The following is a 26,973-nucleotide window of genomic DNA, read 5'->3' as shown; positions in this document are numbered from 1 at the left end:
CTGGCTCTATTCGGGTGAGCGAGAACCTGAGCAATCGTCCTGACTGCGCGGTCGTCATACCGCCCTTGTAATTCCGCGCTTCGATAATTTTCCACTCGCCGCTTCCTGAGGTTGTGTCCAGCGTATCGGGCTGAGCCTCCTGAGGCTGCAGTCGCTCAGCCTTCAGGCGGCCGTCAGTGGAAAATCGGATCCAGGTTCCACGGGCACCTTTCCATGTTCCCGCTATGTCGCTTGATTTGATCGAGACGGATTTGGGTGCCGGCTGATATCTGGCGTCGACCGTGCAGGAGGTAAGCGAGGTAAGCCACGCGAAAGTGCTCGCGAGGAGGATCCATGCTGGTCTCCGTCGATGACTCACGGCAACGGGCATATTTTCTCCACTGTCGTTAACTGCCTGGGTGCTGCCCTGTGAGGTGTCAGAGCCAAATCGGCAGCACCGAAGCGTGCGGGTTGTTCTCGGATTTCATTTCACGGGAAATCGCATGGCGATCTCTTCCTGCCAGTGGACGGTGATGTCGCTGTCTTTTTGCCCGTTCGGGAAAATTTGCTTTATGTCTGCTGATGCTCCTGTCATTGTCGGGTCCTTCAGGTTCCTTCCGTCGTATCCTTCTTTCGCGATTTTCCTGGTAAGGGATTCGACCCCCATTCGATTTTTCAGGGTAAAGCTAACCGTAGCGGACTTGCTCTTGCGGTTGTATCCTTCGAATTTCGCCGAGAGGTTGTATGAACCCAGGATCGCTTGTGCGGCGCCGGGTCCGGAACTCCCGTCCCCGATTTCACTCATCGCGAAGGCTGCGCCGTCCACCACCGGCATCTCTTTCATCGGTATACCGAACTCTTCCTCGCCGAACTTTGTTTTGTAGTCGAGTCCTGTGATGGATTCATCGAACGAGCATTTATGGCACATCGAAAGAATTTTCTTGATCTTCGATACCCATGGCATGCGGCGCACATCATCGGTGAACTGATCGCCCTCCCAGAAGCTCCAGTTTTGAGGTGCGGCGCCCATGAACCAAAGAGCGACCACTTGTACAGGGCTCGGGTTCTCGGGGTTGAGGGTTATGGGCAGACCGGATCTGTACGCTGCGCTCACTCGTGCCCCCAAGCTGGCGGACCGAAAATACGCGAAGCTGTTGTAGGGGATGTGGCAGTAGGGCTGAATGCAGGCGCCGGGGCCAGGGATGTAGTTCTTCGAGCCCGAGAGGCGCATGCCGCCGTGGCGGTTGTGGACGACGCCGGTGCCGCGTCCTGAGCCGTCGGGGTCGGCGAACAACCGGCCTGTGGGGTCGCTGAAGGTGAGCGGGTTGTTGTTGCTGTAGGTGTAGCCGTTGATCTGCTGGGGGTCGGCCGGGTCCAGGACGGGGTCGACGGAGAGGAAGCGGCCCGTTTCCGGGTCGTATTCGCGGGCGCTGAGGTGGGTCAGGCCGGTGTCGGTGGTGTCGTCGGTGCCGCCGACGAAGCCTTTGGTACCGGGCCAGTTGGTGGGTTTGGTGCCGCGGGGGCCGCCGAAGGGGAGGGCGCGGCGCTGGGTGAGGGACTGGCTGGCGGCGTTGATGGCGAGCTGGCCGGTGCCGTGGTGGTCGGCGAGGGTGACGGTGCAGGTGCCGTCGTCGGCGAGAACGGCCTGATTGCCGCTGCCGAGGGGAAGGTAGCGGGTGGCCTTGGGCTTGTCGGCGCCCTTGTCGAGGGTGAGTTCGGTGTGGTCGCCGAGGGTGAGGGTGGTCCGGTCGCCGGTGCGGGTGATCAGGCGGTTGCCGTCGGCGTCGTAGAGGTAGCTGGTGGTCTTGGTGCCCTTGTCGCCGGCGGGTTCGGTGACCTTGGTGAGATGGCCCTCGACGTCCCAAGTGAGGGTTTGTTTGTCGCCGTGGAGGGTGCGGGTGGTGGTGTTGCCGGTGTCGTCGTAGCCGTAGGCGGAGGTGCTGGTGCCGGTCGGGCCGGCGGTGTCGACGGAGGTGAGGGTGTGGGGCTGAGGTGTGCCGGGCTTGGGGTAGCGGTAGGTGGTCTTGGTGTCCTTGGCCGGATCACCGGTGGGGTCGTGCTGGGTGAGGGTGGAGCGGTTGCCGGCGGGGTCGTAGCCGTAGGACTGCCAGTAGGGGGCCGGGCCGGCGATCAGGTCGCCGGCGGGCCTGTCGGAGCAGGTCTTCTCGTCCTGGGACCAGGCCTCGGCCAGGCGGCGCAGGTGGTCGTAGGCGAAGCACTGGGTGTCGGTGCCGGAGCGGGAGACATCGGAGAGGGAAGTGACATTGCCGGCCGGGTCGTAGCCGTAGGTGGCGGACTGGTCGACTCCGGCGACGTCCTGGCGGTCGACGCGGGAGTTGGCCAGGCGCTGGGTGCCCCACTCGTAGGCGTTGGTGACCTGGGTGGGCTTACCGCTGCCCACGATCTTGTAGGTGAGCGGCTTGCCGGTGAGCGTGTAGGTGGCGTCGGAGCGGATGTCTGCGCCGTAAAGGGCGGTCATCCGCAGAGTGTCGTTCGCGTAGGTGTAGTTCCATCCCTTCCCGACGATGTTCCCCATGCCGGAGAAGCTGCGTGCCTTCGGCAGGCCGTTTCCGTAGTACGAGGTGCCGGCCTGGTAGGTGCCGGCCAGTGCGCCCTCGGACTCGGGGATGACGGTGGCGGTGCTCTGCGGTCGGTAGAGGGTGTCGTACCGGGTGACTTTGGTGGTGTACGGCGTGCCGTCGAGGTAGCGGGTGGATTCGGCGAGCTGTCCCTTTGCGCCGGCGAGGGTGTCGTAGACCCACATGGCACGCAGAGGTCCGCCCGGTGTCTTGTCGTGCAGTTCGGTCTTGCGGCCGAGGCCGTCGTAGACGGTGGCCAGGACGGCGCCGTTGGCGTCCTCGCTGGAGATCTGCTGGTTGCGGTCGTTGAAGACAGCCTTGGTGATGCCCTTGTCGGGGTCTTTGGACCAGGTCTGGTTGCCGAGTTGGTCGTACTGGTAGGCCCAGGTGTTGCCTGCCGGGTCGGTGACGCTTTCGAGTTTGCCTGCCGGGGTGTAGGAGTAGCGGGTGGCCTCGGCAGGTGCGTCGGCGGTGCGGGCGTGATGCTGCAGGAGCTGGGTGGTCTGGCCGCGGGCGTCGGTGACCGTGGTGGTGGCGGTGCCGCCTTCGGGCGGGACGACGGTGGTGCGGTCGCCGCCGTGGAGTGTCTTGGTGACCGCCAGGACCTTGCCGCCCTCGCCGTTTCCGGCGACATCCCGGCTCTCGATTTCCCGGCCCAGCCCGTCGTAGGTCTTCCAGGTCTGGGTCTCGACGCTCAGGGCGTCGGCGGGCTTGAAGAGCTCGCGTTCCGGCTCCTTCTGCGCGTAGTACGGGGCGAAGGTTTTTGCCACCTGCCCGCGCTCGTCGTAGAACGTATCGCTGATCAGCCGCCCGCCGTCCGGGCCGGGAGCCTGAGTTTGGCGGGTGCGCAGGTAGCCGTCGTACAGGGTGTAGGAAACCGTCTGCGACTGAGCGCTGGGGTTGAGGGTGTACTGGGCAACAGCAGCCGGTTTGCCCTCCTCGACCTGGTAGGCGAACTGGTAGGTGGGCATGGAGCCGCCGCGGTCGGGCAGCCACACCTTCACGGAGCGGCCCAGCGCGTCGTACTTGAGCGTGGTGCGCTTGTTGTTGGTGTCGATGGTGGCGACGGGCCGGCCGCGCAGCGGGTCGAGTTCGGTCGTGGTGGTCTGAGCGGTCGTACGGTCCTTGGAGTCGGCGGGCGGTGTGGTGAGGACGGTCTTGGTGGGGATACCGGTGGTGGGGGAGTAGGCCGTGGTGGTGGTGTGCCCGTCGGTCCGGGCCCTGCGGGTGGGGGCACTGTCACCGATGGCGGTCACGTCGGCCGTCAGGTCCGTGACCTTGAGCGGCCGGCCGTAGCCGTCGTAGGTGGTGCCGGTCTCGAGGTAGGTGGCAGTCGTGCCATCGTGCTTCTTGAGCTTGGCGACGGCGGTGGTGTCACCCTTGGTGGGCGCGGCGCCGTAGTTGCCGCCGTCGTAGGCGGTGCGGACGTCGGAGAGGACGTCCTTGGACCGGTCCGGGCTGCTGCCGCATTCGGTGGCGACGGTCTCGACCCGTGCGGGCAGGGTGAGGATGTTCTTGTCGGTGTTGGTGGCGTAGGTGGTGCGGGTGCACCGGTCGTCGTCGGTGAGGGCGTCGTCGCCGCGGTCACTGACCTCTTTGACGCGCCCGGCAACGGTGTCGAAAGTGGAAGTGGTGGTGGTCGTGCGCCACTTCGAGCCGGCGCCGTCGTCGAGGGAGGTCCATGCCCGGGTACTGGCCGTGCCGGAGAAGTTGGCGGTGACCGTTCCCCAGTCGCGGGTCTTCTTGGCCGTCTGGTGGTGCCAGGGCCGGCTGACGGTCTTGGCCAGGACTTTCCCGTCCGGCCGAGAGAAGGTAGCCGTCTTGTAGGCGAATCCGGCAGCGGAGGCGTCGTCGGTGAGGGGATCGCCCTCCCCGGTGCTCAGCGAGACGCTGACGTCCTTGCTGCCGCCGCTCGCGCTCTTGCGGTCGCCGTCCATGCCGCGCAGGAAGAAGCTGTCCTCCTGCGTCTTCATGGCGTCGGCGGTCTTGCCCTGGCCGCCGGTCTGGACGCGGACGTGGCCGTAGCCGCGCCACTGCGACCAGGTCTTGAACTTCTCCCTGGTCAGGCCGTCGTCATCGTCGTAGTGCCAGGCCGCGTCATCGAGGTAGCTGTACCGGGTGACCTGGTCGGGGGCGCCGCCGGTGCGGTCGGTGGTGGTGACGGAGGTGACGACGTACTTGTTGAACCACGACTTGTCCATGTCGTCGCTGGAGCTGCCGCCGATGAACTGCGGGAAGCAGCGCGACGTGTTGGACTCCGGAGTGGGCAGGCTGTCGAACGAGCAGGCGGGGCCGGAGTAGTTGACGTCGGTCTGGCCGCCGTACTCGTCGTCGATGGTCGACAGACGGTCCTTGACGTAGGGGGCGTAGCCGTCGCCGGTCTTGTCGAGCCGGTTGGCCAGCTGGGTGTAGGCGAAGGTGGTCTTCGGCAAGGAGAGGGGCGCGGTGTCGGTGTGACCGGTGTGCTGGATGGAATCCAGCTCCAGCTGGTAGTCGACATCGGCCCTGCCCCAACGGTGGTTCAGCGACCAGGAGTCGACGGGAGTGAGGGCGTTGTCCTTGAGGACCTCCGTGGTGACGCCCGTCAGCCGCTTACGCGTCCAGAAGGTGGGGGAGAGGCGGCCCTGGTCACAGGTGCTGCCGGCCTTGCAGTTCAGGTCCCACGGGGTGTCGTACCAGTAGAAGCTCTTGGCATCGATGGTGTCCGTCGCGCAGGTGACCCCGGTCTGCGGAAGGCATCGCTCGGTACTGCTGAACGAGACCTGGGCCAGCGGCTTGCCCGCGTACAGGTCGCCGGACGACCGGCCGTACTCGATGCGCTTGAGGGAGCCGCCGCGGACGTAGGGGGTGTCGTCGTCCTTGTTCAGGTCACGCCCGTAGGAGTTGGTCTCCTTGTCGTAGTAGTACGCGATGGCGTCGCCGTGCGGGTCGACGACGTAGTCAAGGTTCCAGCGCCAGCCTTGCTGGCACCAGGAGTCCTTGAAGGCGCCCTTGTGGCAGTCCTCGCCGCTGTCGTTGCCGAAAACCGGCACGGTCCAGGCTGAGTTCGTGGCGTCCTTGCCGGCGGCCCAGCCGGGCAGCTCGTGGTAGCCGAAGTAGAAGCGGGTACCGGACGGTTCGGTCAGCTCCCAGTACTCGTTGTCGTTGTCACCGTTGTCCCGTGCCGACGAGGTCAGCCGCTTGATCCTGGTGCCGTCGTCGTTCTGGAGCTTCCACTCGTCCTTGCCGGCCGGGACCAGCTCGCCCGCCTTGCCGTTGAAGGAGATGAAGGCGTTGTCATACGACCAGCACAGGTCGCCCGGCCTGTTACCGTCGGCGTGCTTCTCCCCGTCCTCGGAGCAGGGCTTGTAGCGGCGCTCGATGTAGCCGGGCCACAGCTCGAAGCCGTCACCGGCCCAGGAGCCCTGGTTGTTGCTGTTGCCGGTGCGGCCGTCGACCGAGCCGGAGGAGTACGACAGACCCACGCTCGGCTTCAGACCGCCGGGGACCTCGGGCACGGGCATGTCGTAGGACCAGGTGAAGTCACCGGTGTTGAGGTTGGTGTTCCACGTGGCGGAGGGGGACAGGCTGGTGGCCCTGTAGTCGCCCTTGACGCTTTTGTCGTCACCGACCGCCGCGAGCACGGTGGGTCCGTTCGCACGCAACGATACCGAGGACGCGGTCAGGGTGTGCTTTTCGGTGTTGTTGCGGGTGGCGAGCGGCCGGTCGGTGCGGCAACCGTCCTTCTCCGGGGTGGTCGCCGCACACGCGGGGAGTTCGACCAGACGCAGTCGGGAAGCGTAGCCACCGCCGTAGGTCCCGGCGAAGGCCGCGTAGTCGACGGTCACCCGCACGGGCGCCGGGGACACCGCGCCCGTCGTCGCGGCGGGCTTCGGCCGGAGAGTGAACAGCATGCCGTCGACGCCGGCCCGGCGGGTCTGCTTCCGGCCGAGGACCCGAGCGGTCACCGCGCCGGGCGTCGCGGAGCGCCCCGCAGCGGACGACGCCTTGGCACCCCGGGCGGGCGCCAGGGTGAGGGGCAGGTCCCCGCCCGCACCAGATGCCGACGAATCCGCGCTTCTTTCGTCGGGACGGAGGGTTGCGGAACCGGCCTTGGGCCAATCGCTCCTGGGGTGTGCTCGGGGGATGCGTGGTCCCTTGGCCGGCTTCCGCGGTTTGACCCGCATGCCATCGACCCCCGGAACGGGTTTTCCGGCGTCGGGGCGGCTCGTTGCTCCAGGTGCCGCTACCGCTTGAGCCACCGGGAGAGCCTGTAACAGGGATCCGGTCAGCACCACAGAGACGCACATGGCGACTCTGCGCCGGAACCAGGTACGTCTGATGAGACCACGCATGCCGTTCACTTCTGTCCCCACCCCTTGTTGCTCACCGATCGGAGCCGTCGGCACCGTGGTGTTTCACTCCGGAAAAATGCGTTGATGGATCGCGGTCTGTGCCCGGCAGCCGCTCACCCCGCGCCGGGCACGTTCGGTACCTCGGTGGGCAGCTCGTACCACTCACCGGCCAGGCGGCCGATCTGTTCATCGGTGAGGGCGCCCTGGAAGGCCCAGACGTCGTCGATCGAGCCAGGCCAGTAGTCCCGGAAGGCGCCGCGCCCCTTCGCCCGGCCGATCTGCAGAGACTTCAGGGCCTCGATGGAGAGCACGCCTTCGGCCCACGGCACCACCTCGGTGCACTGCGTATCGTCGGCCTTGCCGTCGCCGTCAGCGTCCAGGCAGGCCGCCTCCCCGAGTTCACCGTTGACGTAGATACGCAGGAGCTTGGCGAAACCGTCGTACACGATCGCGATGTGGTTCCAGTCCGCCACGCTGCTCATGGGGCGCGCGCTGCCTGCCCAGTCGTAGTCGGTATCGCTCGTGTCCGTCCGGGCGGTGACCGCCTGCCACACTCCGTCACCTGTCTTCGCAGGGTTCGGTACGAACCCCATGGCAAAGCTGCTGGCATTCGTTGCCTCAGCGCTTACCAGCGACGCCGGGCGGGTGGGTGCCGATGCCGCCTGTGCCCACGCGGTCACGGTGAAACTCTCAGTCGTGTCGAGGGGGATCGCGCTGAAGGCATGGTTTTGGGCACCGTCCAGCACCAGCCCTCCGGCTCCCAGGAACCCTGCGCCGCTGACCTGTTTCGCCCCACCGCTCAGCACCATGGCCGGCCCGCGGGGTACGGAATTGGCTCCGGGACCGGCCGACTGGTCGAACTGCCACCGGCCGGTCAGGACCGGTCGACGCTGCACGAGCTGGTGGATCTCCCCCTCGGAGACCGGCCGGTCGAAGATCCGGACATCGTCGACCTGCCCGGCGAGCTGGTCGGTGTAGGCACCGCGGTACAGGGCCCGGCCGATCTGCAGGGCACCGTCGCCGTACCAGGCCTGCGGCGCCGTGGCGCTGCCCTGGAGGATGCCGTTGACGTACAGGCTCACGGTGTTGTCGACCGTGTCGTGCACCGCCGCCAGATGAGCCCACTTCCCGATGCCGGCCTTCTGCTTGGAGGCGATGCGCTGCTGGGTGAGGTTGCCGTCGGCGGCGTCCTTGGTGGCCAGACGGGCACTCCACACGCCGCCGGACGCCTCGTACGACAGGTAGAACGCGCTGAGGAAACGGCCGTCCTGCGCGACGACGGTCTGGTTGCGGGTGGCGTCGGTGACCCGGGCCCAGGCGGTGACCGCATAGGACCGTTCGGTGCTGAAGTGCGGCGCGTCCACCGAGGCGTAGTCGTCCTTGCCGTCCAGGGACAGGGCGTTGCCCGCCACCCCTGCCTTTCCGGGTTCGGTGCCGCCGTGGAGGACGGCCGGCAGGACCTCGCCGTGCGCGGTGACCTGCTGCGCCGCGGCCGGCTCGTCGAGCGGGAAGACCGCGCGGGCCGGCCGTCCCGGCCCGCGGATCCGCTCCTTGTTGTACAGCCGGGTGACCTCTGCGGCGGCGACCGGCTTGTCGAAGATCTGCACCTCGTCCAGGGCGCCGGGGAAGAAGGCCCCAGGCTTCCCGTCGTACGATCCGGCGCCCAGTTGGAGGCCGCGCCGGGCGTTCCAGGCGTCGGCGTAGGGCGTCTGGCCGGCGAGCTTGCCGTTGACGTACAGCTGCAGCACCTTGGCGGTGCTGTCGTAGACGCCCACCAAATGGGTCCATTCGTTGGCGGTGACTCCGCCGGGCTGGGGTGCCATCGCGCGGGCGATGCCGGCGTCGGGCCTGTCGGAGGTGTACTGGTTGAACACCCACCGCTTGAGCTCGGCGGAGTAGTACAGCTCGAAGCCCGGCCGGTTGTTGCCCGGCTGGGTGGCCACGATCGCCGGGTGGTCGGGGATCTCCCGTGGGCGCACCCAGGCGGAGACGGAGAAGCCGCGGGAGGTGTCGACGACGGGTATGTCGGTCGCCGCGTAGCCGTCGGTGCCGTTGAGGGACAGCGCGCTGCCGGCCACCCCGTCCGCACCCGGCGTGGCGCCGCCGTGCAGGTCGGCGATCCGTGCCGGGGTCGAGCCCTTCGCCTCGGTGATGTCGGCCGACTCGTCGAACTGCCAGGTGGCCCGCTCGGGCTGACCGGCCTTCACACGGAACCGGTAGGTGCGGATCTCACTGCTGTTTCCGGCCGTGTCGAAAGCCTGGACGGTCACGAAGTTCAGCCCGGGTTTCTCCGGTTGGACCGGGATGTTCCGCGCCGCACCAGCACTGGTCGTCACCGTGTTCTTGTCGGACGGGTCGCCGTTGATGCCGTACCTGTAGCGGTTCACGTCACGGTGGGTGTCGGCGACAGTGAAGGTGCCGTACTGGCCCACCCCGTCGTACCAGGGATCGTCCGGGTTCTCGGGGTTGGAGGAGGGGTACTCCCCTGAAGTGACCGAGGGGGCCGCGGGCCATTCGTGGTCGAGGACGAAGTAGCAGGCCTCAGCGGAACCGGTGAACGACCAGGGGGAGTACTGGGCGCCGTCGTAGGTCCGCACCGCCCAGCTCACCGTCTTGTTCTCCGGGATCGAGGTGGGCAGGCTGACGACGAAGTCCCGGCCGGACTCCTTCGCCGTGGTCAGTCCCGGCTTCCACCGTGCGGTGGTGCCCTTTCCGTCTCCCGCGTCCCAGCTGGCCTGGAACTGGACCTGAACCCTGTCGTGATCCGGGTCGGTGATGTGGGTGGCGTGGATCTTGCCCCGGGTGCGGATCCGAGCCGGTGCACTCGACTTCTTGCAGGTGCCGCCGTACTCCATCGTCAGCTGCGACGGTTTGACCTGCGGCGGCGGCCGGTTGTACGTCACCCGCAGATACGCCTTGTCCGAGAACCGCTTCCAGGCCACGCCGTCGATCTCGCTGGCGGCCTTCAACCCGAACGTCAGCGTCGGCCACTTGTTGTCCACCGCCTCCTGCACGGCCGACCTGACACCGAACTCGGCGTCCTTGGCCGAGCAGCCCTCGTAGCCGTAGGCGAAGCTGCCCGAGGCCAGCTGCTTCTGCCAGAACCCCGACTCGTTCTGGGAGTTCCAGGTCGTTGAGGGCGAGATCGGTCTGGTCCGCCACAGTTCCACCTCTTTTTCCTTGCAGGAGGCGGACCAGGTATTGCGGACCACGAAATCTGCCGACAGCACCGACTTCCCGGCGAACGCCGAGGTCGGAATCTGGTAGAAGAGCCGCTTGGTGTCCTCGGGCTGACAGTGGTTCCAGTCGCAGTACCCCATCCCCGCGTCATGGTCGCCGTTGAACTTCCACTGCGGGGAGGACGCCCAGTACTTCGACGCCATCGTCCAGGACGTCGCCCGCGGTGTGGACCACTGCGGGTCGATGAAGACCGGGTAGACGGTGTTCTTGCCCTTCAGGACGTCGGCGTCGGGCTTGAGGACGACCTGGTCCTGGCCGGCTGGGACGTCCACCCCCACGGGCGCGAGCTTGCCCGACTCACCGGCCGACGGTTCATCGCCTTGGGCGCCATCCGAGGCCCCGGCGCCACGGGGTGTCCTACCGGCAGCCTTCCGGAACGTGAGTCCCTTCTGGGAAGCGTCGGAACCGGGGCCCGTGCTGGAATCCCACATCAGCGGCGTCGGCGCCTCGAACACCGGCGAGCCGGCACCTTGGTCAACCGCATTCAGACCGCCGGCAGCGGTCTCCTTGACGTCCACGCCGTCCGCCGCCAGCTTCAGCCGAAGCTGTCCCAGATCCGAACTGTGCGCGGCCTGGGCCGACTTGACGATCAGCAGCTGGGTGAAACCATCTGCCTGCGCTCCCATCCGCAGGTCCACACCGGGCAGTACGTCGCGATACGTGGCCTCCGCGCCGTCCAGCGCCGGGGCGGGCAGCGTCCCCGGCCAGGACAGTGCCAGTTCGCGCCCTGCCTTACTCATCGTCACCAGCGGCTTGTCACCGCCGCCCGAGAATGCCAGGCCGACGGCTGCGGCCTTTGGCGCCACCGTTCCATTGCTCTGCACGGTCAGGTCGGTGTCGATGTCCGTCCACTTGCCAGAGGCCCGCGTGCGAATCGGCCGCAGGTACTGCCGAGCCTGGAGCTTGCCCTCAGGGGTGGCTACGACATCGGCCGACTCGCTGCGCAGGGAGGCGACTTCGATCCGGTGCCCCGTGCGCTTGGCCTGCTCCAGGGCGGCGTCCTCAGTGGCGGCCTGTCCGTCCGATTCCTGCAGCTTGGCGGTGGCCGCGGCGCCTTCCGACGGACGAGGCGCGGCCCAGGCGGACGAGCCAAGGACCGCGGGCAGCAGGCCTGCCGCCAGCAGACCGCTCATCCCCGCCGATAACACCCGATGAACGCGTCTTCGACGCACCGAGACAGGCATCCCCGTCATCCCCCGCCCGAAAAATGAAGATTTCATGAAGAAGTTGTGGACGGGAACGTATAGGCAAGAGTGTTTGCCTGGATACCTTCGCGAATCGGCACTTATGGATTGGAACCGACATTCCGGCTTGCAGAGCTAAGTGATGCTTGCCACTATGCTGTGGGGTTGTACGGTTTCAAGCCGCAATCGGAGTGAGAACGCGCCAGCGGGCGTACAGCGGGCGGTTCAATCCCGCGGGACGGCCGTTGCCTTCGAGGGCTGGGCCCTATCCGGTCGTCGATGCTCAGTCAGGGGTGCACGCAGCTGGCTGAGTTGTCCTGGCACCAGCCGCCGGGTGGGTGGTCCATCTCGTAGAAGCCCTGGACCAGCCCGATGAGGACCGCGATGGAGAACACCAGGCAGGTGCCCAGCCCCACCCAGAGGGCGGTCTTCTTGACCCGGCGGTCGAGGGGCCTGGAAGCGGGCCTCAGCGGCTTGTGCGAGGACGTCCTCGGAACATGTGGGTCGCGAGGGCGCCCACCGGTGTGGCGGCCGACGTAGCGGGGGCTCATACCGTGGTCCGTATCTGGCCCGAGCTGCCTTTTACATCGAAGTCGCGAGCCAGACCTGTTGAGTTGAGGCGTGCGAGGCCGGCTTGCTCCAGCTCCATCTTGAAAGGGCCTCCGAAGGCTGTCTGGGCACGGCGGTGGTCTTCGTGTCCCACCGTAATGCCCGGCTGACCGTTCACGGCGGGAGGCGAAGCGGGATTGCACGACCGCACCAGCTGTTGGCACACAGGACCCCACACCGCACGTCGGCGACAGACGAAGCGCGTGTGTGCCGGCTGCGCACAAGCCGAAAGCTCGGACCGGCCCGAACGGGGCCGATTCCGGGGATGCCCGCCTCCACCGTGCACCGCGTCCTGACCCGCCACGGCCTGGGCCTGGCGTTCATCGACCGGCCCACCGGGCAGGTCCTCCACTGCCACGCGGCGGCCGTTGTCCGCCTCGCTGGACGCGGCCACGCCCACCCTGCGCCCGCGGCGCAACACCAGCGCCTGCTCAACGGCCGGGCCGAGCGATACGCTCACGGTCAGAAGGCGAGAAACCGCACGATCAGCGCTGTCACCGAGCCTACTGCGAGCACAGCGCCCCCCACGGTGAGCGCCCCGTAGGGGATGTCCGGCGCCCAGCCTTCGATGGTGAACTCGTCCGGAGCTTCCGGAGCGTATCGAACCGTCACAGGCGCCCCCACGCCGAAGGCGGCATCGTTGCCACACGAGTGTTCGTACTCGTACGTGCGCCCGTCCTCCGTTGTCCAGGCCACGACCGGGTAGTAGAACGTGCGCTTGGCGCCGTCGCTCCTGCGCTGCCTGGCAGCGTTGCGGACGATCCAGCCGTCGGCGGTGACGCCCGTCCGACGCAGCCTTCTGGTACGGCGGAGCCCGTCCACGCCGAAACGGACAAGGAACACACCGAGGAATGGGGCCAGGGCGATGAGGAGCCAGTTGCTGTCCATGTATTACGCGACGCCTGATCTGGGAGTCCGGTTGCGCTGGAAGGCAGTAACAACCCTTGGGATGGCGCCCCTTGACGACCAGACGTGATGAGGCGCTCGAACTCGTCCCTGGGGGCGGCTACCCGAGCCAGGCGAGGTTCACAACTGTCAGGCGGTGCAGAGGCCGGTTCACCCAGTAGGAGGAGAAGCGGACCGCGTACGGCTGTGCGGTCACCGGCGCCTTCCCCGCAGCTCCGCGACCTCGATGAACTCGCTGGCGTCATAGCCGGAGGGGACGAACGCCTCGACCGCCGGGGCGTTGGCCAGGCGGCCCTGCCAGTCCTGGACGACCTCGTACAGCCCGGCCGGGGAGAACGTCCGGCGGGATCTTCCAGCGCGGCCGTCCACTCCCGCTCGAAGGCCGGCACCCACTGCGCTGCGCGGCGGTCGGCGCGCAGCTGGGCGAGCAATTCGGCCGGCGCGCCGGGGGCGGGCGGTTCCCGGCCCAGCCAGGGCCCGCCGCGATTTCGAGAACCGCGTCAACGCCCTCATGAAGGTGCCGTCGCCAGCACGTGCACAAAACCTCCACACAGCCAGGCCCGGGGCGGCCACCTGGCTCGAAGAACCGCCGCTCGGCCACCCGTCACGACGTGAGCCGAGTGCTCGCCACAGGAGGCGCACAGCCGACCAGCCCACCACAAAACAGACGCAAAACCCTGACGCAAGTCCAAGTAGATCAGTTCACCAGCGAGGCCCGAGTGCGGTCGATGGCCCGCAAGACCTCGGTGCGGTTCTTCGCCTGCTTCATCCATCCCGGCAGCCGGGCAATGAACGTCATCTTCTTTCCCGACTCGTACCAGGGAGCCCGTTCGCGCAAGGGTGCCTGTACGAACTGCCTGATGATTTCCAGGTGCTCCGGGTTGTAGGCCCAGATGCAGCCGTGCCGCGTCTCGGTCTGCAACCACAGCGGCACCTGGAAATAAGGGTCAGTGATCGGACCAGGCCCCCGGGAGAACGTCAGCACCAAACCCGACTCATCTCTCCGCGACTGCCGGGACAGGCCGCAGCTGCGGCAGAGGAGACTCCGCTTGTCGAACATCGACGGCCGGCCACTGCCGACGGCGCGGGGAGCCGGGACCACATGGGCCACCTTGACGCACTCGGACACTGCACGAGGACCGCATCGATGAACGATTCCTTCGAGTGCTGAGGGTCCCGAAACCGAGATGACGAGGACGACACATGCATCACTCCAGTATGCGATCCACCACCTGTCCGCCGTCGACGAGGTGCTGATTGATGCGCCGAGAGGCCCACCTCCGGTATCGGAACACACTGGGCGGACAAGGGCGGTGGGCACGGCGCCCGGCCGCTGCGCTGACCCTGGCCGCGGACCAGGCCCGCCCTGCACCGGCGAAGAGGCCGCTCGGTTCGCGCCGTCCAGCGCCGGCTGCACACGACGCTCCCGCAATACCGCGACGACCTCGTCGCGATCGTCAGGCTGGCCTGCCGCTCATGCCCGCGACAGCCCCGCCAACTCCACAGGCCCGCCCCCGCGGCCACGCTGCCCCTGCCCGCCTATGAACCTGGTCAGAGATGCGGTGGCAGTACACGGCGATTCCGTAAGGGACGATCAGTTCAAGCTCATCTCGTCGTAGTCTGCACATTGAGATAGCGGAGCCTGCTGTGGCCGCAGCTCATGCCGAACTTCCACTGGCCACGCCCCACCCACCTGCCGTAGTGCTCCGTTCCGTCAGCGCAGACAGCCTTTGCTCGAGCGTGGCCGTACGGGACACGGCATGACATGGTCCAACTGGTACGCGTGTGCTTGTAATTCCAGCAGGTGACCTGGCCGAAGTGGTAGACGTCGCCTGCAGCCGCCGGGGTGGCCGAGATGAGCCCTGCCGACGCCGTACTGAGAATCACTGCCCCAAGCGACAATGCGAACTTGCGCTTCATCGTGTCCCCCTGACTGCCGGAGCCCGTCGGTTTGCGGGCTCGATCTGTGCCTCTGACACTCACTGTTACCTCGGGCTCTGGCGCGTGGTACAGCCGTCCCACCGGCATCCGTGGAGGCCTGTGCTGCCTCCACGCTCGAAGTGTCTGGCCTCTGATGAACGTTGTACTGAAATCAGCACCACTCAGACAACCAGGCATTTTCGGACAGCGCTGGGGGTCGCTAGCTACCAGGTCGAGGACTATGCAATCAGCTGTACCGACAACGACACCGTGCGGCCCTGTTGCTTGCGGATACCTGCCCAGACGCCATCGGCGGCCTGATGGGGCAGGGGTGCATCGGCAGGGTTCAACTCGCCATAAAGAGCCAACCGTGACGACACACCTTCCGCGATCGCGGACCGCACGATGATGTTCGGAGCCTAGAACGAGCGAAATTGCCGAGTTCAGGCAGGTAGGACGCCAGTCAAGACGACCTCTAGGGGCAATACCGGTGACTTTGGCCGGGTCGCTGGGTGTGGTGTGCCAAGGCCTGGACAGGTGAAGTCGTCGTTGGGTGAGCGGTAGTCGGACCGTATCGCTCTGGATGTTCTGACGCGGGCGTTCCCGCCTGAGCCGGGGGACGAGGTGATCGTTGAGTGCGAGCGTGTGGAACAGCGGTCGCGGCTGCGGACAGGCCCAAGTGGTGGTGTATTACGTGCTTGCCATGAGCCTGTTCGCCGGGCAGGGCTATGAGGAGGTCGCCAGGCTGCTGACGCAGGAGCTGGAGCGAGTGCGGCAGGGGGGTTGTCCGTAGGCCCTCGGCCCACTGAATCGGCCATCGCACCCGGGCCGGCTGCGCCCCTCGGCGTCGTGGGAAGGGGCAAGTGCCGCCGACATCGCCGCCGTGCCCACCGGCAGCCCGCGATCACGGTCAGAAGGCGACTAACCGCACGATCAGCGCGGTCACCGTGCCCACTGTGAGCACAGCCCCCACTGCGGTGAAGGCCAGGGAGGGCGCTTTCGATTCCCAGCCTTCGATTGTGAACCGGTCGGGGGCTTCCGGATCGTATCGAACCATCACGTGCGCACCCAGGCCGAAGCCGTGCTTGACGACTCCGCGGCCGAACATGGATTCGTACTCGCATGTGCGCCCGTCCTGCGCCGTCCAGGCCACGACCGGGTGGTAGCCCTTGGACTTGACTCCGTCGCTGTCCTTGTACCACCGGACAACGTGCCGGACGATCCGGGCGTTGGCGATGACACCTGTCCGACGCAGCTTGCTGGCACGGTGGAGCAGGTACACACCGGCACTGAGGAAGGCCGTGCCCATCAACATCAGCGCGATGAGAGCCATGAGCCATTCAGATTCCATGTATTGCACAACGCCCGAGCTGGGATGTCGGTTGCAGGTGAGCGCAGTGGCAATCCTCGGCGTGAACACCCCTTGACGACCAGACGAGATGAGACTGCCGGCGTCGGCCCCGCGGAGGCGGGCGTGCGTTCCCGTGCCGGTTGGTCAGTTGATGCCGTGGAGGAGCGCCTCCCGTCCGTACGCACAGGAGGCGTTCTCGGTGCTGCCCTGCGGGGGCACGGCGCTCAGGTCGTCGGGCAGTCATCTCGACCGCGTGTGACGGCGGCATCCGGCCACCGCTTGCGGGCGGCCTGACGTGTGAGCCCGCCGGCCGCCTCGCCCAACTCCGTGTAGCCCGCTCCGGCGCGGCCCGCCCGCTTGACGATCTCAACTGGCGCGGCGGCTCCGGGCGCCCGGGGTGAGATCACGGTGAAGCTGGGCACCCAGCGCAAGAACGACGACATCACCGCCTGGCCCCTATGGGTCGGCTGCAAGAAGACGATGTAACGGCTGTCCCGCGATGATCAACTAAGTGCTCGGCTCCGGAAGTCCTTCGGGGGTTGACGCCGTAGCCGATGGTGTGCATTGGTGATTCGCCCGTGCGGTTACAGTCTCACTATGACTGGTGGGGAGCAGGGGCAGGAGCTGGCGACGTCGCAGGGCGCGGTGGCGCCTCGGGCAGGAGACGCCGACCGGGAGTCGGTGATTGAGAGGCTGCGGGTTGCGGCGGGGGAAGGCCGTATCGAGCTTGCCGAGTTGGAGGAGAGACTCGATCGGGCCTACAGCGCGAAGACGTACGCCGAACTCGACGTCCTGGTGGCCGACCTGCCGCAGGAGCGGCCTTTCGGATTGCCTGCCGGCACTGATACGGAAACGCTTGTTCTCAAGACCCGCCTGGGCAATATCAAGCAGGGCGGCCGGTGGACAGTTCCCCGGAGAATCATCGCCGAGTGCAAGATGTTGAGCATCGTGATCGACTTCACCGAGGCTGCCTGTGCGCACCGTGATGTCACCGTGGAGGCGAGTTGCGGCACGGGCGGCATCCAGCTGATCGTCCCGCAGGGCTGGGCAGTGCAGATCGATGCATCAAGCACCAATACCGCTCACATCAGCAACAAGGCCACCGCAACGGCGGACCCGGCCTCCCCCACGCTCACAGTCGTCGGGCATCCGCGAGCTGGCCACATCAAGATCAAACAACTCCGCCGGAGGCGCTAACCTGCGCTCGCGTGCCCAGGTCCTCAAAGTCAACGCGAGGGAGCGGGCGGAGCACACGAGCGGCTCAGTCGTCCGCGGCGTGCTCAGCTTCTGTGCGAGGGGGTTCTGGCCGGCTTCGGGACAGTGAGCATGGGGGCATCCTGCCGGGCCGTGGCGTCAGGTGGTACGGCAGGCTCTGGCCGGTACGATCCGCTTCTGCTGATTGGCCTGCTTGCCTTGCCCGTTGCCGCCGCCTGCCCGCTATCGCTGACCGCCTCGCACAGGCGCCTACTGAAGAAGTTGGCCTACGGCCACAAGACTCCCCATCAGGCCCGGGTCCGCGCGCATGTCGTGCTTCATGCGGCACGGGGGCATTCCAATGCGCGTATCGCCCGCGAGACCGGCCTGTATGTGGACCCGGCGCGGACCTGGCGGGGCCGGTTCGCCGAAGCGGGCATGCCCGGGCTGGCCGACCGTCGGCGTCCCGGTCGTCCGCCCTCGTTCACCGCGCTGCAGGTCGCCCAAGTCGAGGCGTTAGCATGGCAGTTGCCCGCCGAGACCGGCACTCCGCTGTCGTGCCGGTCATGCCCGGAGCTGGCCCGGGAAGCCGCCGAGCGTGGCATCGCCACCTTCGTGTCGGCTTCCACCGTGCGCCGCTGGCCGGCCCAGGACGTGCTCAAGCCCTGGCAACACCGCTCCTGGATCTTCCTCACCGACCCCGGCTTCCGCGCGAAGGCCGAATGCGTCCTTGACCTGTACGTCCGCACCTTCGACGGTGTCGCGCTGGGAGTGGACGAGTACGTCCTCAGCGCGGACGAGAAGACCTCCATTCAGGCTCGCTGCCGCTGCCACCCCACCCTGCCACCAGGTCGGGCACGCGCCATCGGCTAGGAACGCCACCGCCTTACCATGGCAACGGCTGTCCCGGCCCCCGACAGCCCCAACCCGACCCCACCAAAGATCAACGGCAGCAGCCACAGCGAGGCGAACCCGTTGACTTGAGCATCCTCGGGGGAATCGGCGCGGTACAGCACCTCGACCAGGTCACCCTTCTGGTACGAGGGCGGATTGGAACCCGCCGAGCTCCGAAACTTCCTCGGCATGCCGTCCGCCGATGTGAACTCGACCACCGGGTACGCCACGGGCGTGTCGTGCTCCAGCGTTTTGCCGGATGCGCCGTGGTCGTCGTCGCGCCACTCCAGCGCCACCACTGAGCCCCGGGCCCGCTTGGCATCCGACAGGAATGAGGCGGTCACCCCGGTCAGGACCAACCCGATGGCCAGGAACATCGCCCCGAGCGCGATCATTCCGAACATGATCCACCGACGGGCAGTCCGCCCACGCACCTGAACCTCAAACTCCATGACATTCCCCTCAGTCGTCCGAATCGAAGACAGCGTCCTCGCGCTGGATCACCAAAAGCTGGTCGAGTGGCAGGGCGGCGGGCTGGGACTAGCCGTCCAGCGCGAGAGACGGCCGGTTCGAACCCTCAGACGGAGCAGAAAGCCGCCCGCTCGTCGGCGCTCGCCACATGGGTCGGTCGCCGACCAAAGCGGTGACGGGCGCTATTGGTCGGGTCGCTGAAGGCGCCTGATGTCCTGGTGGTTCAGGATGCGGCGGGCGGCTGCCGGCCAGCGGTCCTTGCGGATTTTCGTCTCGTGCAGGCGGGCGGTGTTCTGCTGGATCAGGCGGTGTTGGATGCGGCTTTCGGCGGCTGCTCATACCTTCACCAACTGTGTCGACTTCTGGCAGGTCACGTCGGCTCGGGCGGTGGCGCGTTCGGCCGGTGTGATTTCGGCCGTTCCCCAGCGCTTGTTGCCGACGGCGGCACAGGGGTCTGGGTAGTCGAGCCCGCCTTCGCCATGCATGCGTGCCACCGGCGCAGGGCGTCGCGCACTTCGGGGGTGCGCCGGAGGTTTCCAGGGCGGTGCCAGTCAGCTGGTTGAAGGCGTGGTAGCCGGCTGGGGCGATGTCGCCGACGCGTTGCTGCTGGGCAGTCTTGAGGCAGCCGCCCTTGCCGGAGGGCCCGTAGGCCGCGCGCTGTACCTCGGCCGGGAGTGCCTCGCGTGCGGACCAGGAGCGGCTGCGCCGTACCACGGATGGCGCCTCGGGGCTTGGGCTGTAGCCGTTGCGGAGGGCTTCGGCCGGTCAGCGGGCTGACCGGCCGAAGCGGAGGCGAAGGCAGCCGCTCGTGGTCAGCGGAAACGGAGCGAGCCGGACGGGCCGTCGAAGTGGGGCTCCGACTTGCCCGGTGCCAGGGAGAAGCTGGCGCCGCGGTAGTCGGCGTACTGGTAGAAGACGGCGGTGCGCTTACCGGTGTTCCTGGCGGAGCCGGTGTCGTCCCAGCTGCCGGCCGACAGCTTCGGCATGTTGTGGGTGAAGGTCGTGTACCTACCGTGGAACACGGGCTGTGTGTAGACGTTGACCTTGGCCCGGCCGGCCTTGGGCGGGGCGGCGGCCCGGTAGCCGTCGGCGGAGGCCGGCAGCGCGGAGACGAGGGTGAGTGCGGCAGCGGCGGCGACCGCAGCGGCTGTACGGCCGATGGGCACGATGGACTCCTCTGGAGGTTGATTGCCGGAAGATTCGGACGGCGCGTTCAGCCTTCGTGGTTCAGGACGTGGCGGGCGGCGGCCAGCCAGTGGTCCTTGCGGGCCTTCGCCTCGTGCAGGCGGTGGGTGTTCTGCTGGATCAGGTGGTGCTGGATGCGGGTCTCGGCTGCGGCCCACTCCTTCACCAACTGTGTCGACTTCTGGCAGGCCACGTCGGCGCGGGCGGTGGCGCGTTCGGCCGAGGTGGGTTCAGACGTCTCCCAGCGCTCGTCGCCGGCGGCGGTATAGGGGTCGGGGTAGTCGTAGCCTGCCTTCGCCATGCATGTGTGCCATCGGTGCAGGGCGTCGCGTACTTCGGGGGTGCGCCGGGAGGTTTCCAGAGCGGTGCCGGTCAGCTGGTTGAAGGCGTGAAAGTCGAGGGGCGCGGTGTCGCCGACGAGTTGGCGGTCGGCGGCTTTGAGGCAGCCGCCCTTGCCGGAGGGCCCGTAGGCCGCGCGCCGCACTTCGGCCGGGAGTGCGTCGCGTGCGTCCCAGGCGCGGCTGCGCCGTATCACCGACGGTGGGTCGGGGCTGGGGTGGTATCCGTTGCGGAGGGCTTCGGCCTCGTCGGCTCCGTACCGCCGGAGGTTGGGCGGTTCGGTGTCCTGGGCGTCCACCGGGGGCAGGGTCTTCCAGTCCATGCCCTGGTCCTTCATGCACCGGCGTATGAGGATGTCCTGTGCGTCTTCCACGAGGTGGGTCTCGGCGACGGTCGACGCGTAGGCGTCCAGGGGAAGTCGGAGCTGCCGGGCCTGCCGGGACACCGTCAGGGACTGCGGGGCGGGCGTGGGTTCGTGCTCGGCGGCTGTGCAGGCGGTGGTGGCCAGGAGCAGCAGGGCGAGCGCAAGGGTGGTCCGGGCGCGGGAGGGTGGCATGGTGGCCTCTCGTCGTGCGGCGTGCGATGCGCGGTGCGTGTGGAGCGGGGCGGCAGGGCGGGGCAGGGCGGGATGCGGTCCCCCGTGGCCGCACCCCGCCCGTCAGCGACGCGCTGTCAGCAAAGCTCAGGGTTTGCTGTCAGCGGAACATGACGGAGGTCGTGGTGTCGGGCAGGCCGCGGTAGCCGAAGTGCGCCTCCCGGTCGCCTCCTGCCAGGGAGAACTTGGCGCCGGTGCCCTTCTCGCCGGAGGCGAAGGTGACGGTGCGGGTGCCCAGGTTCTTGGCGGAGCTGATGGTGTCGTTCCAGCCGTCCTTGCTCAGATCCCACTTGGACGACGTGAAGGTCGTGTTCCGGTTCTCGTAGTTGGCGTCCTGGAAGACCTGGACCTTCTTGCTGGCCATGAGCGTCCCGAGGCCGGCGGTGTGGTGTGCGGCCACCGCATGGGACCGCCCGGTGGACGGCTGGGCGTCGCTGGCGGAGGCCGGCAGTGCGATACCGAGCGTGAGCGTGACAGTTGCGGCGCCCGCGGCGGCCATGTGGCGAATACGCATGAGGTGCTCCTTTGGCTAGTGATCACACGGAATACGTGATGCGGGTGATCGATTGGGTCGGCCCGTCCATGCCCCGAAGCAGGGAGAAGCGGCCCGACAACATCGAGTTCACCCGCCGCGGAGTTGTTTGGCACCTCCTCTGAGCTGCACTAATCAATCAGCCGGGGGCCGCGTTTGGTCTCGGCGCCGTTGTGGCCTGGTGGTGCGGTTCCTAGGCTGACGGGCAAGCGCAGAAGATCTTTGGGGGAGTCGGGTGGGGCGTCCGGAGAATCCGATCGATCCGCAGGACGGACCGGTCCAGCGTTTCGCCTATGAGTTACGCAAGCTCCGGGACGAGGCGGGTGCGCCGGCCTACCGGGCCATGGCCCGGCGGGCGGGCTACTCCGCGGCGACGCTGTCGCAGGCGGCCGCCGGCGAACGTCTGCCGACCCTGCCGGTACTTGTGGCTTACGTGCGGGCCTGCGGCGGTGTCGAGGAAGAGTGGCGACGCCGCTGGACGGAGGCCGACAAGGCGCTGTCCCACCAGCCCCGCTCACCCGAGGACGACACCGATCCGCCCTACCGGGGGCTGGCCCGCTTCGAGCCGGACGACGCGGAGCTGTTCTTCGGCCGCAACGAGCTGACGGCCCAACTGGTCGGCACCGCCCGCCGGCACCGCGTCACCGCGCTGGTGGGTGCCTCCGGCAGCGGCAAGTCCTCACTACTGCGCGCCGGACTCGTCCCCGGCCTGCGGCACACAGACGGCGCCGCCCACCAGGCGCCGGCCGCTGTGCGCATCCTCACCCCCGGCGCACACCCCATGGCGCACGGCAAACGTCTGGAACCGGCCGCGGGGCCCGGGGAAACCTGGCTGCTGGTGGACCAGTTCGAAGAGCTGTTCACCGTCTGCAACGACGACACGGAACGCGGGGCCTTCCTGGAGCGACTGCTGGCCGCGCGCGACGAGACCAGCCGACTGCGCGTGGTCTTGGCCGTACGGGCCGACTTCTTCGGCCACTGCGCCGCCCACAGGAATCTGGCGGCTGCTCTCAAGGACACCGTGGTGCTGGTCGGCCCCATGGACAAGGAGCAGCTACGGGCGGCCATCGTGAGGCCGGCCGTATCCCGTGGACTGATCGTCGAACGGGACCTGACCGCCCGCATCATCGAAGACGTCGGGGACGAACCCGGCGCCCTGCCGCTGATGTCCCACGCTCTGAGGGAAACCTGGCGCCGCCGCCGGCGAGGACGGACGCTGACCACCCAGGCCTATGAAGCCGCCGGCGCTCTGCACGCCTCCATCGCCCGCACCGCCGAAGACGCCTACCACCAGCTCACCCCAGCCCAGGCCACCCTCGCCCGCCACATCCTGCTCCGCCTCATCGCGCCGGGAAACGGCACCCAGGACACCCACCGCCCCACCGCCCGCACCGAATTCGCAACCACCGAGCACGGCACCGAAGAAGCACAGACCGAGACCGACGCGGTTCTCAACCGCCTCGCCCACAGCCGGCTACTCACCCTCGACGACGGCCACGTCCGCCTCACACACGAAGCACTGATCACCGCCTGGCCCCGGCTCCACAGCTGGATCACCGACGAGCGTGACCGCATCCGCCTGCACCGCCAGCTCACCCGCGACGCCACCAGCTGGCAGGAACTCGACCGCGATCCCGGAATCCTCTACCGCGGCACCCGACTCACCCGCGCAGAAGAAGCCTTCGCAGACCAAGCACGCAACGCACTCAACGCACTCGAAACCGCATTCCTCGACGCCGGCATCGCAGCCCGCGTGACAGAGCGAGAGCACGCGGCCCGCACAGCACGCCGCTCACGCCGGGCCGCCGCGGCCGTGGCCGCGTTATGCGTCCTTGCCCTCATCGCCGGCACCATCGCCGTCCAACGAGCCGTCACGTCCAACGAGCTTCGTGAGTCGGCACGATCCCGTGAACTGGCGGGCCAAGCAGCGGATGCGGCAACCGACCAGCCGGAGGCGGCGCTGCTGACAGCACTGGCGGGCTACCAGCACGCTCACACCGACGAGGCCCGCTCCGCCCTGATCAGTACGTATGCCGAGTACGGTGCCAACCGCCTCGGCGGCCACACCCGTGACCTGACCACTCTGGCCTTCGCCCCCGACGGCCGCACTCTGGTCACCGCCAGCGACGACCACACCGTCAAACTCTGGGACTCCACCGGCCACCGTCTGCTTGCGACCCTCGTGGGGCACGTCGCCGGCATCAATGCGGTAGCCATCGCACCCGACAGCCGTACTCTGGCTACCGCCGCCGACGATGGCACGGTACGTCTGTGGGACCTCACCACGCATCGCGCCAAAGCTGTCCTCACCGGCCATAAGGGAGCGGTCAACGGCGTGGCGTTCAGCCCCGACGGCCATACCCTCGCCACAGCTGGTGCCGACAAAACAGTCCGCCTGTGGAACACGTCCTCACATAAGCCGAAGGAGACTGTTACCGGGCCTGGCGGGGCGGTCAACGCCGTGGCCTTCAGCCCCGACGGACACACCCTCGCGATGGGCGGGGACGACAGTAGGACCCGGCTCTGGAGCGTCGACACCCACCGGTGGACCTCCACTGTGACCGGTCACGGCGACGCCGTGACCACCGTGGCCTTCAGCCCCGACGGACACACCCTCGCCACTGCCAGCAACGACGGCACCGCGAAACTGTGGACAGCCTCCGCCCACAGACTGAAGAAGACCCTGTCCGTGTACGACAGAGCTGCACCAGCACTTGCCTTCGCTCCCGATAGCGGGCAGCTACTCACAGCCAGCCCGGTGGACGTGGGCGGAGTTTCGGTGTGGGACACGAGAACCGGACACAAGACCGCAACCCTGGGAGAGACTCCGGTGCGGGCGGTGGCATGGCAGCCGGACGGCCGCACCGTCGCGGCCGTCGGTACCTCGGGTCACGCAGGTCTGTGGAACCTGCGTACACATGAGGTTCCCTCCTCTGGCTTCTTCTCCGCCCAGCCGGGATTCTCCGCCATCGCACTGCGACCCGCCAGCAACGTCGTAGCAGCAGTCGGCTACGGAAAGATCACCTCCTGGGATACCGCCCGCCAGCGCCTTACCAGTGCCTTCCGCACACCCGATTTCGTGCTAGCCGAAGCCTTCACCCCTGACGGCCGAGTCCTCGCCACAGCCACCAGCTCCAAGACGATGCTGTGGAGCTATCCCACCGGTCGGCTCCTGGCCACGCTTGACAGCCATAACACCACCGTCACCGACCTCGAAATCTCCCCGGACGGCCGCACCCTGGCCACAGCCGGATACGACCACACCATTCGTCTGTGGAACTTGGCCACCCGGCACACGGTCTCCGTGCTCACCGGGCACTCCGATTCGGTCCACGCGATCGCATTCAGTCCGGACGGTAAAACCCTGGCCTCTGCGGGTGACGACCGCACCATTCAACTGTGGGACGTCACCACCGGCCGACGAAAGGCCATCCTCACCGGACACACCAACACTCTCTTCGCCATCGATTTCAGTCCGGACGGTAAAACCCTGGCCTCCGCCGGCGACGACCGCACCATCCGCCTCTGGAATGTCGCCAGCCACCAGGCACGGGCAACCCTCACCGACAACAGTGGAAGGATCACCTCCGTCCGCTTCAGCCCAGACGGCAACACACTGGCCACGGGCGGGCCGGGTCGCACCATCCGCCTGTGGGACCCCGCCACCCACCGCACCACCGCCACCCTCACCAGCTACCGTGCACCACTCCCGGACGACCCGGACTCCTCTCTTCCGAAGCTGGAGTTCACCTCCGATAGCCGCACCCTCATCAGCTTGAGCGGCACCAGCCTCCGACTCTGGGATCTCAACGCCGACCACATCGCCACCCGCGTCTGCCGGCAGAGCAAAGCGAACCATTGGGGAGAATTGATTCACGCGCTACCGGAAGACAGAACCTGCCCCTGACCTTCCTATGGAGTGCGCCGATCGCTCTGCCCTCCGGGCGTGTCTGTATCCCCGACTTCTGGCTTCCGGAGATCGGCGTGTGGCTGGAGGCCAAGGGACCGAACGTGCCGCGGATCAAGAAGGCCGCCGAACTCGCCCGGATGCGAACCTGCTGCTGCGAGCGCGAGTGCACGTGTCGCTGGCCCGGCGGGGAACTCGTGATCGAAGGACCGCAGTCCTTCCCCAGCGGTCGCCTGGAGCCCGGCCGGTGCCCGCCTGCCGGGTACGTCGCCTGGGACACGCCAGTCGGCCCGCCCGCCTACTACATGACGTGCCCAGCTGCGACCGTGCCCGGTGGATCCCATGAGACGCCTTTGGCGCTGCCGAGCCTGCCGTGCTCTGGTGGGGGGCGGACCGTCCTCTGCCGCAGCGCGGACCGGCCCTGCGGTTCGCCGAGGACTGCTACGGGCTGGAAACCTCCGTATGTGTACGCCCCGCCCGATGTGGAGGAGGACCAGGAATGCGTTCCCGCGGGGCCGGGCGACTGGGGCTGACCGTTCGGCGCGCGAGTCGGAAAGACAATGCAACCGGATCCGCGACGAAGAACGAGCACGTCGCCTCGGCGAACACCCCCGAGCCCTTCCGCCCGCCCCGCAGCCAGCGGCCCCGGGAAGCATCGACCCTCTGGCGCCGACGGCAGTCCGGAACTGTCCTCACTGCGACCAGCCGCGGCGCCGCTGACGGCAACGTAAGCCTATGGGGCGCCGCCCCCGGCTGGTGGCGCGAGCCGGGTACGCTGCGGCGGGCGGCTTCGCCACGGTCACCATCGAGCTCCCCGGAAGCGGCGACCGGCCCCGTTGGCCCGCCGCCGAGGCTTCGCCGGCCTGCGCCGGGTTATGGAGGCCGGCGAGCCGGTCAGTGACGGGATCATCGACGCCCTCATCCGCCCCTGGTCGGCAAGGCGGTCCCGGAATGGCAGGCCGCCCTGGACGCCCTCCTGTCGCTGCCCGAGATCGGCGGCCCGGTCGGGTACTCGGGGGGAGTGTTCTCCCTCGGGACCCGGCTGGCGGTGGTGGGGTCGGGTATCTCGGCTGTTGTTCTGTTCGCTGGGAGTTTGTCTCGTGTGTCATGTTCGAGGGGCTCGCCAGGTTGCCGTTCTTTTGCAGGTCTGGCTGGAGTGGGACGGCGAGGGGAGCGGCTGGCAGGCGGCCTGGCCTGTTGAGGTCTTCGGCTGCGGGGAGGAGTCCTGCACGCCGATTCGGGCGGGCGCACCGGCGTCCCGCCGTTCGTGGGGTGCCGCGGCTCAGTTCTTTACCCGGCATCTGAAGTGTGGCCGGGCGGTCGTGCGGATCGATCGGATTGTCCGGACGTCCACTCAGCTGCTCCTCCCGGATCCTGCGAGCGTCTCCAGTTTATGGGCCAGGTCACCACACCCGCTGCGGTGTCGGTGTCGGTGTCGACTTTTGGTGCGGTGTCTGCCGGTCTGCTGCGGCGGTGTCTGGGACAACGCCGGCCGACGCCGCTGCCCGGCCAGAGTGTCTGAGATCGCGATCACGGACTGCCACATGACGAACCTTTCTGAAATCAGCTGCTCTGATGCGCCGCTTTGCTCGTTGGTCGTGGGCGCGGGGTGCGGTGCGTTTTCGTGTGGGTGGTGCGTCGCTGTCGAGCTGCTTGAGGGAGTGTGCCTGGTTGTGGTGGTGAAGGAGTCGTGGTGGCTGGTGGTGCGGGTGTGTGGTGGTGTTTTGTCAGGTGCAGAGTGGTTGTTTCAGCAG

At 67.6% G+C, this 26,973-nt stretch carries 18 protein-coding genes and 2 pseudogenes; 8 read left to right on the top strand and 12 right to left on the bottom strand.

From position 1 onward, the window contains the following. Nucleotides 1-463 precede the first annotated feature (463 nt). The 3 genes from ACFW5B_RS26745 to ACFW5B_RS26735 form a co-directional block, all read right to left on the bottom strand. Nucleotides 464-6,451: an RHS repeat domain-containing protein gene (locus tag ACFW5B_RS26745; RefSeq protein ID WP_386444672.1), complete on the bottom strand. Its 5,988-nt coding sequence runs from the start codon at nucleotides 6,449-6,451 to the stop codon at nucleotides 464-466. Nucleotides 6,452-7,005: 554 nt separating this feature from the next. After that, on the bottom strand, nucleotides 7,006-11,265 hold the full coding sequence (locus ACFW5B_RS26740) for a LamG-like jellyroll fold domain-containing protein (RefSeq protein ID WP_386444564.1): 4,260 nt from the start codon (nucleotides 11,263-11,265) through the stop codon (nucleotides 7,006-7,008). Between the two features lie 338 nt (nucleotides 11,266-11,603). Beyond that, the gene (locus tag ACFW5B_RS26735) at nucleotides 11,604-11,867 is read right to left on the bottom strand and encodes a hypothetical protein (RefSeq protein ID WP_386444561.1); all 264 of its coding nucleotides are present in this window, start codon (nucleotides 11,865-11,867) and stop codon (nucleotides 11,604-11,606) included. A 143-nt stretch (nucleotides 11,868-12,010) separates the two neighbouring features. On the opposite strand from ACFW5B_RS26735, the pseudogene ACFW5B_RS26730 reads away from it, so the two are divergent. Continuing rightward, nucleotides 12,011-12,292, top strand: a pseudogene (locus ACFW5B_RS26730) (IS481 family transposase); the annotation flags it as partial. Nucleotides 12,293-12,387: 95 nt separating this feature from the next. On the opposite strand, the gene ACFW5B_RS26725 reads toward ACFW5B_RS26730, so the two are convergent. The 3 genes from ACFW5B_RS26725 to ACFW5B_RS26715 form a co-directional block, all read right to left on the bottom strand. Continuing rightward, nucleotides 12,388-12,813 (bottom strand): DUF3592 domain-containing protein, encoded by a 426-nt coding sequence (locus ACFW5B_RS26725; protein WP_386444558.1) that lies wholly within the window; start codon nucleotides 12,811-12,813, stop codon nucleotides 12,388-12,390. Between the two features lie 210 nt (nucleotides 12,814-13,023). Beyond that, nucleotides 13,024-13,200 carry a hypothetical protein gene (locus ACFW5B_RS26720; protein WP_386444556.1) on the bottom strand — a complete coding sequence of 59 codons (177 nt, stop codon included), beginning with the start codon at nucleotides 13,198-13,200 and terminating at the stop codon, nucleotides 13,024-13,026. A 328-nt stretch (nucleotides 13,201-13,528) separates the two neighbouring features. Continuing rightward, the gene (locus ACFW5B_RS26715) at nucleotides 13,529-13,816 is read right to left on the bottom strand and encodes a hypothetical protein (protein ID WP_386444669.1); all 288 of its coding nucleotides are present in this window, start codon (nucleotides 13,814-13,816) and stop codon (nucleotides 13,529-13,531) included. Nucleotides 13,817-15,454: 1,638 nt separating this feature from the next. Between ACFW5B_RS26715 and ACFW5B_RS26710 the strand changes: the two genes are divergently transcribed. Next, the gene (locus ACFW5B_RS26710) at nucleotides 15,455-15,544 is read left to right on the top strand and encodes a hypothetical protein (RefSeq protein WP_386444666.1); all 90 of its coding nucleotides are present in this window, start codon (nucleotides 15,455-15,457) and stop codon (nucleotides 15,542-15,544) included. Nucleotides 15,545-15,661: 117 nt separating this feature from the next. On the opposite strand, the gene ACFW5B_RS26705 is transcribed toward ACFW5B_RS26710, so the two are convergent. Further along, nucleotides 15,662-16,084, bottom strand: coding sequence for a DUF3592 domain-containing protein (locus tag ACFW5B_RS26705; RefSeq protein ID WP_386444553.1), 423 nt, complete (start codon nucleotides 16,082-16,084; stop codon nucleotides 15,662-15,664). A gap of 375 nt (nucleotides 16,085-16,459) precedes the next feature. Between ACFW5B_RS26705 and ACFW5B_RS26700 the strand changes: the two genes are divergently transcribed. The 3 genes from ACFW5B_RS26700 to ACFW5B_RS26690 all read left to right on the top strand — a co-directional run bounded on the left by ACFW5B_RS26700 (nucleotide 16,460) and on the right by ACFW5B_RS26690 (nucleotide 18,169). Then, a complete protein-coding gene (locus tag ACFW5B_RS26700) occupies nucleotides 16,460-16,588 on the top strand; it encodes a hypothetical protein (protein WP_386444550.1) in 129 nt (42 codons plus the stop codon). A gap of 111 nt (nucleotides 16,589-16,699) precedes the next feature. Continuing rightward, a complete protein-coding gene (locus ACFW5B_RS26695) occupies nucleotides 16,700-17,299 on the top strand; it encodes a DUF1707 domain-containing protein (protein ID WP_386444547.1) in 600 nt (199 codons plus the stop codon). Between the two features lie 216 nt (nucleotides 17,300-17,515). After that, complete coding sequence (locus tag ACFW5B_RS26690) at nucleotides 17,516-18,169, top strand: helix-turn-helix domain-containing protein (protein ID WP_386444544.1); 654 nt, start codon at nucleotides 17,516-17,518, stop codon at nucleotides 18,167-18,169. Here ACFW5B_RS26690 and ACFW5B_RS26685 read toward each other — a convergent pair. From ACFW5B_RS26685 to ACFW5B_RS26665, 5 genes are all read right to left on the bottom strand, one after another. After that, a complete protein-coding gene (locus ACFW5B_RS26685) occupies nucleotides 18,166-18,642 on the bottom strand; it encodes a DUF3592 domain-containing protein (RefSeq protein ID WP_386444541.1) in 477 nt (158 codons plus the stop codon). The genes ACFW5B_RS26690 and ACFW5B_RS26685 overlap by 4 nt on opposite strands. 354 nt (nucleotides 18,643-18,996) lie before the next feature. Continuing rightward, nucleotides 18,997-19,155, bottom strand: a complete 159-nt coding sequence (locus ACFW5B_RS26680) for a hypothetical protein (RefSeq protein WP_386444538.1) — start codon at nucleotides 19,153-19,155, stop codon at nucleotides 18,997-18,999. A 318-nt stretch (nucleotides 19,156-19,473) separates the two neighbouring features. Then, the gene (locus tag ACFW5B_RS26675) at nucleotides 19,474-19,827 is read right to left on the bottom strand and encodes a beta/gamma crystallin-related protein (protein ID WP_386444535.1); all 354 of its coding nucleotides are present in this window, start codon (nucleotides 19,825-19,827) and stop codon (nucleotides 19,474-19,476) included. Nucleotides 19,828-19,874: 47 nt separating this feature from the next. Beyond that, nucleotides 19,875-20,741: a hypothetical protein gene (locus ACFW5B_RS26670; RefSeq protein WP_386444532.1), complete on the bottom strand. Its 867-nt coding sequence runs from the start codon at nucleotides 20,739-20,741 to the stop codon at nucleotides 19,875-19,877. Nucleotides 20,742-20,880: 139 nt separating this feature from the next. Then, complete coding sequence (locus ACFW5B_RS26665; RefSeq protein WP_386444529.1) at nucleotides 20,881-21,294, bottom strand: hypothetical protein; 414 nt, start codon at nucleotides 21,292-21,294, stop codon at nucleotides 20,881-20,883. Between the two features lie 253 nt (nucleotides 21,295-21,547). Here ACFW5B_RS26665 and ACFW5B_RS26660 point away from each other — a divergent pair, with 253 nt between their 5' ends. The 3 genes and pseudogenes from ACFW5B_RS26660 to ACFW5B_RS26650 form a co-directional block, all read left to right on the top strand. After that, nucleotides 21,548-25,219, top strand: coding sequence for a hypothetical protein (locus ACFW5B_RS26660; RefSeq protein WP_386444526.1), 3,672 nt, complete (start codon nucleotides 21,548-21,550; stop codon nucleotides 25,217-25,219). Between the two features lie 732 nt (nucleotides 25,220-25,951). Further along, nucleotides 25,952-26,526, top strand: a pseudogene (locus tag ACFW5B_RS26655) (alpha/beta hydrolase); the annotation flags it as partial. A gap of 237 nt (nucleotides 26,527-26,763) precedes the next feature. Further along, nucleotides 26,764-26,973, top strand: a 210-nt coding sequence (locus ACFW5B_RS26650; RefSeq protein ID WP_386444678.1) for a hypothetical protein, incomplete at its 3' end; no start/stop codon positions are given.

The organism is Streptomyces sp. NPDC058773 (assembly GCF_042746015.1).
Classification (GTDB): domain Bacteria; phylum Actinomycetota; class Actinomycetes; order Streptomycetales; family Streptomycetaceae; genus Streptomyces.
The sequence above is the reverse complement of the archived record's forward strand: the minus strand, read 5'-3'. Positions and strand labels throughout refer to the sequence as shown.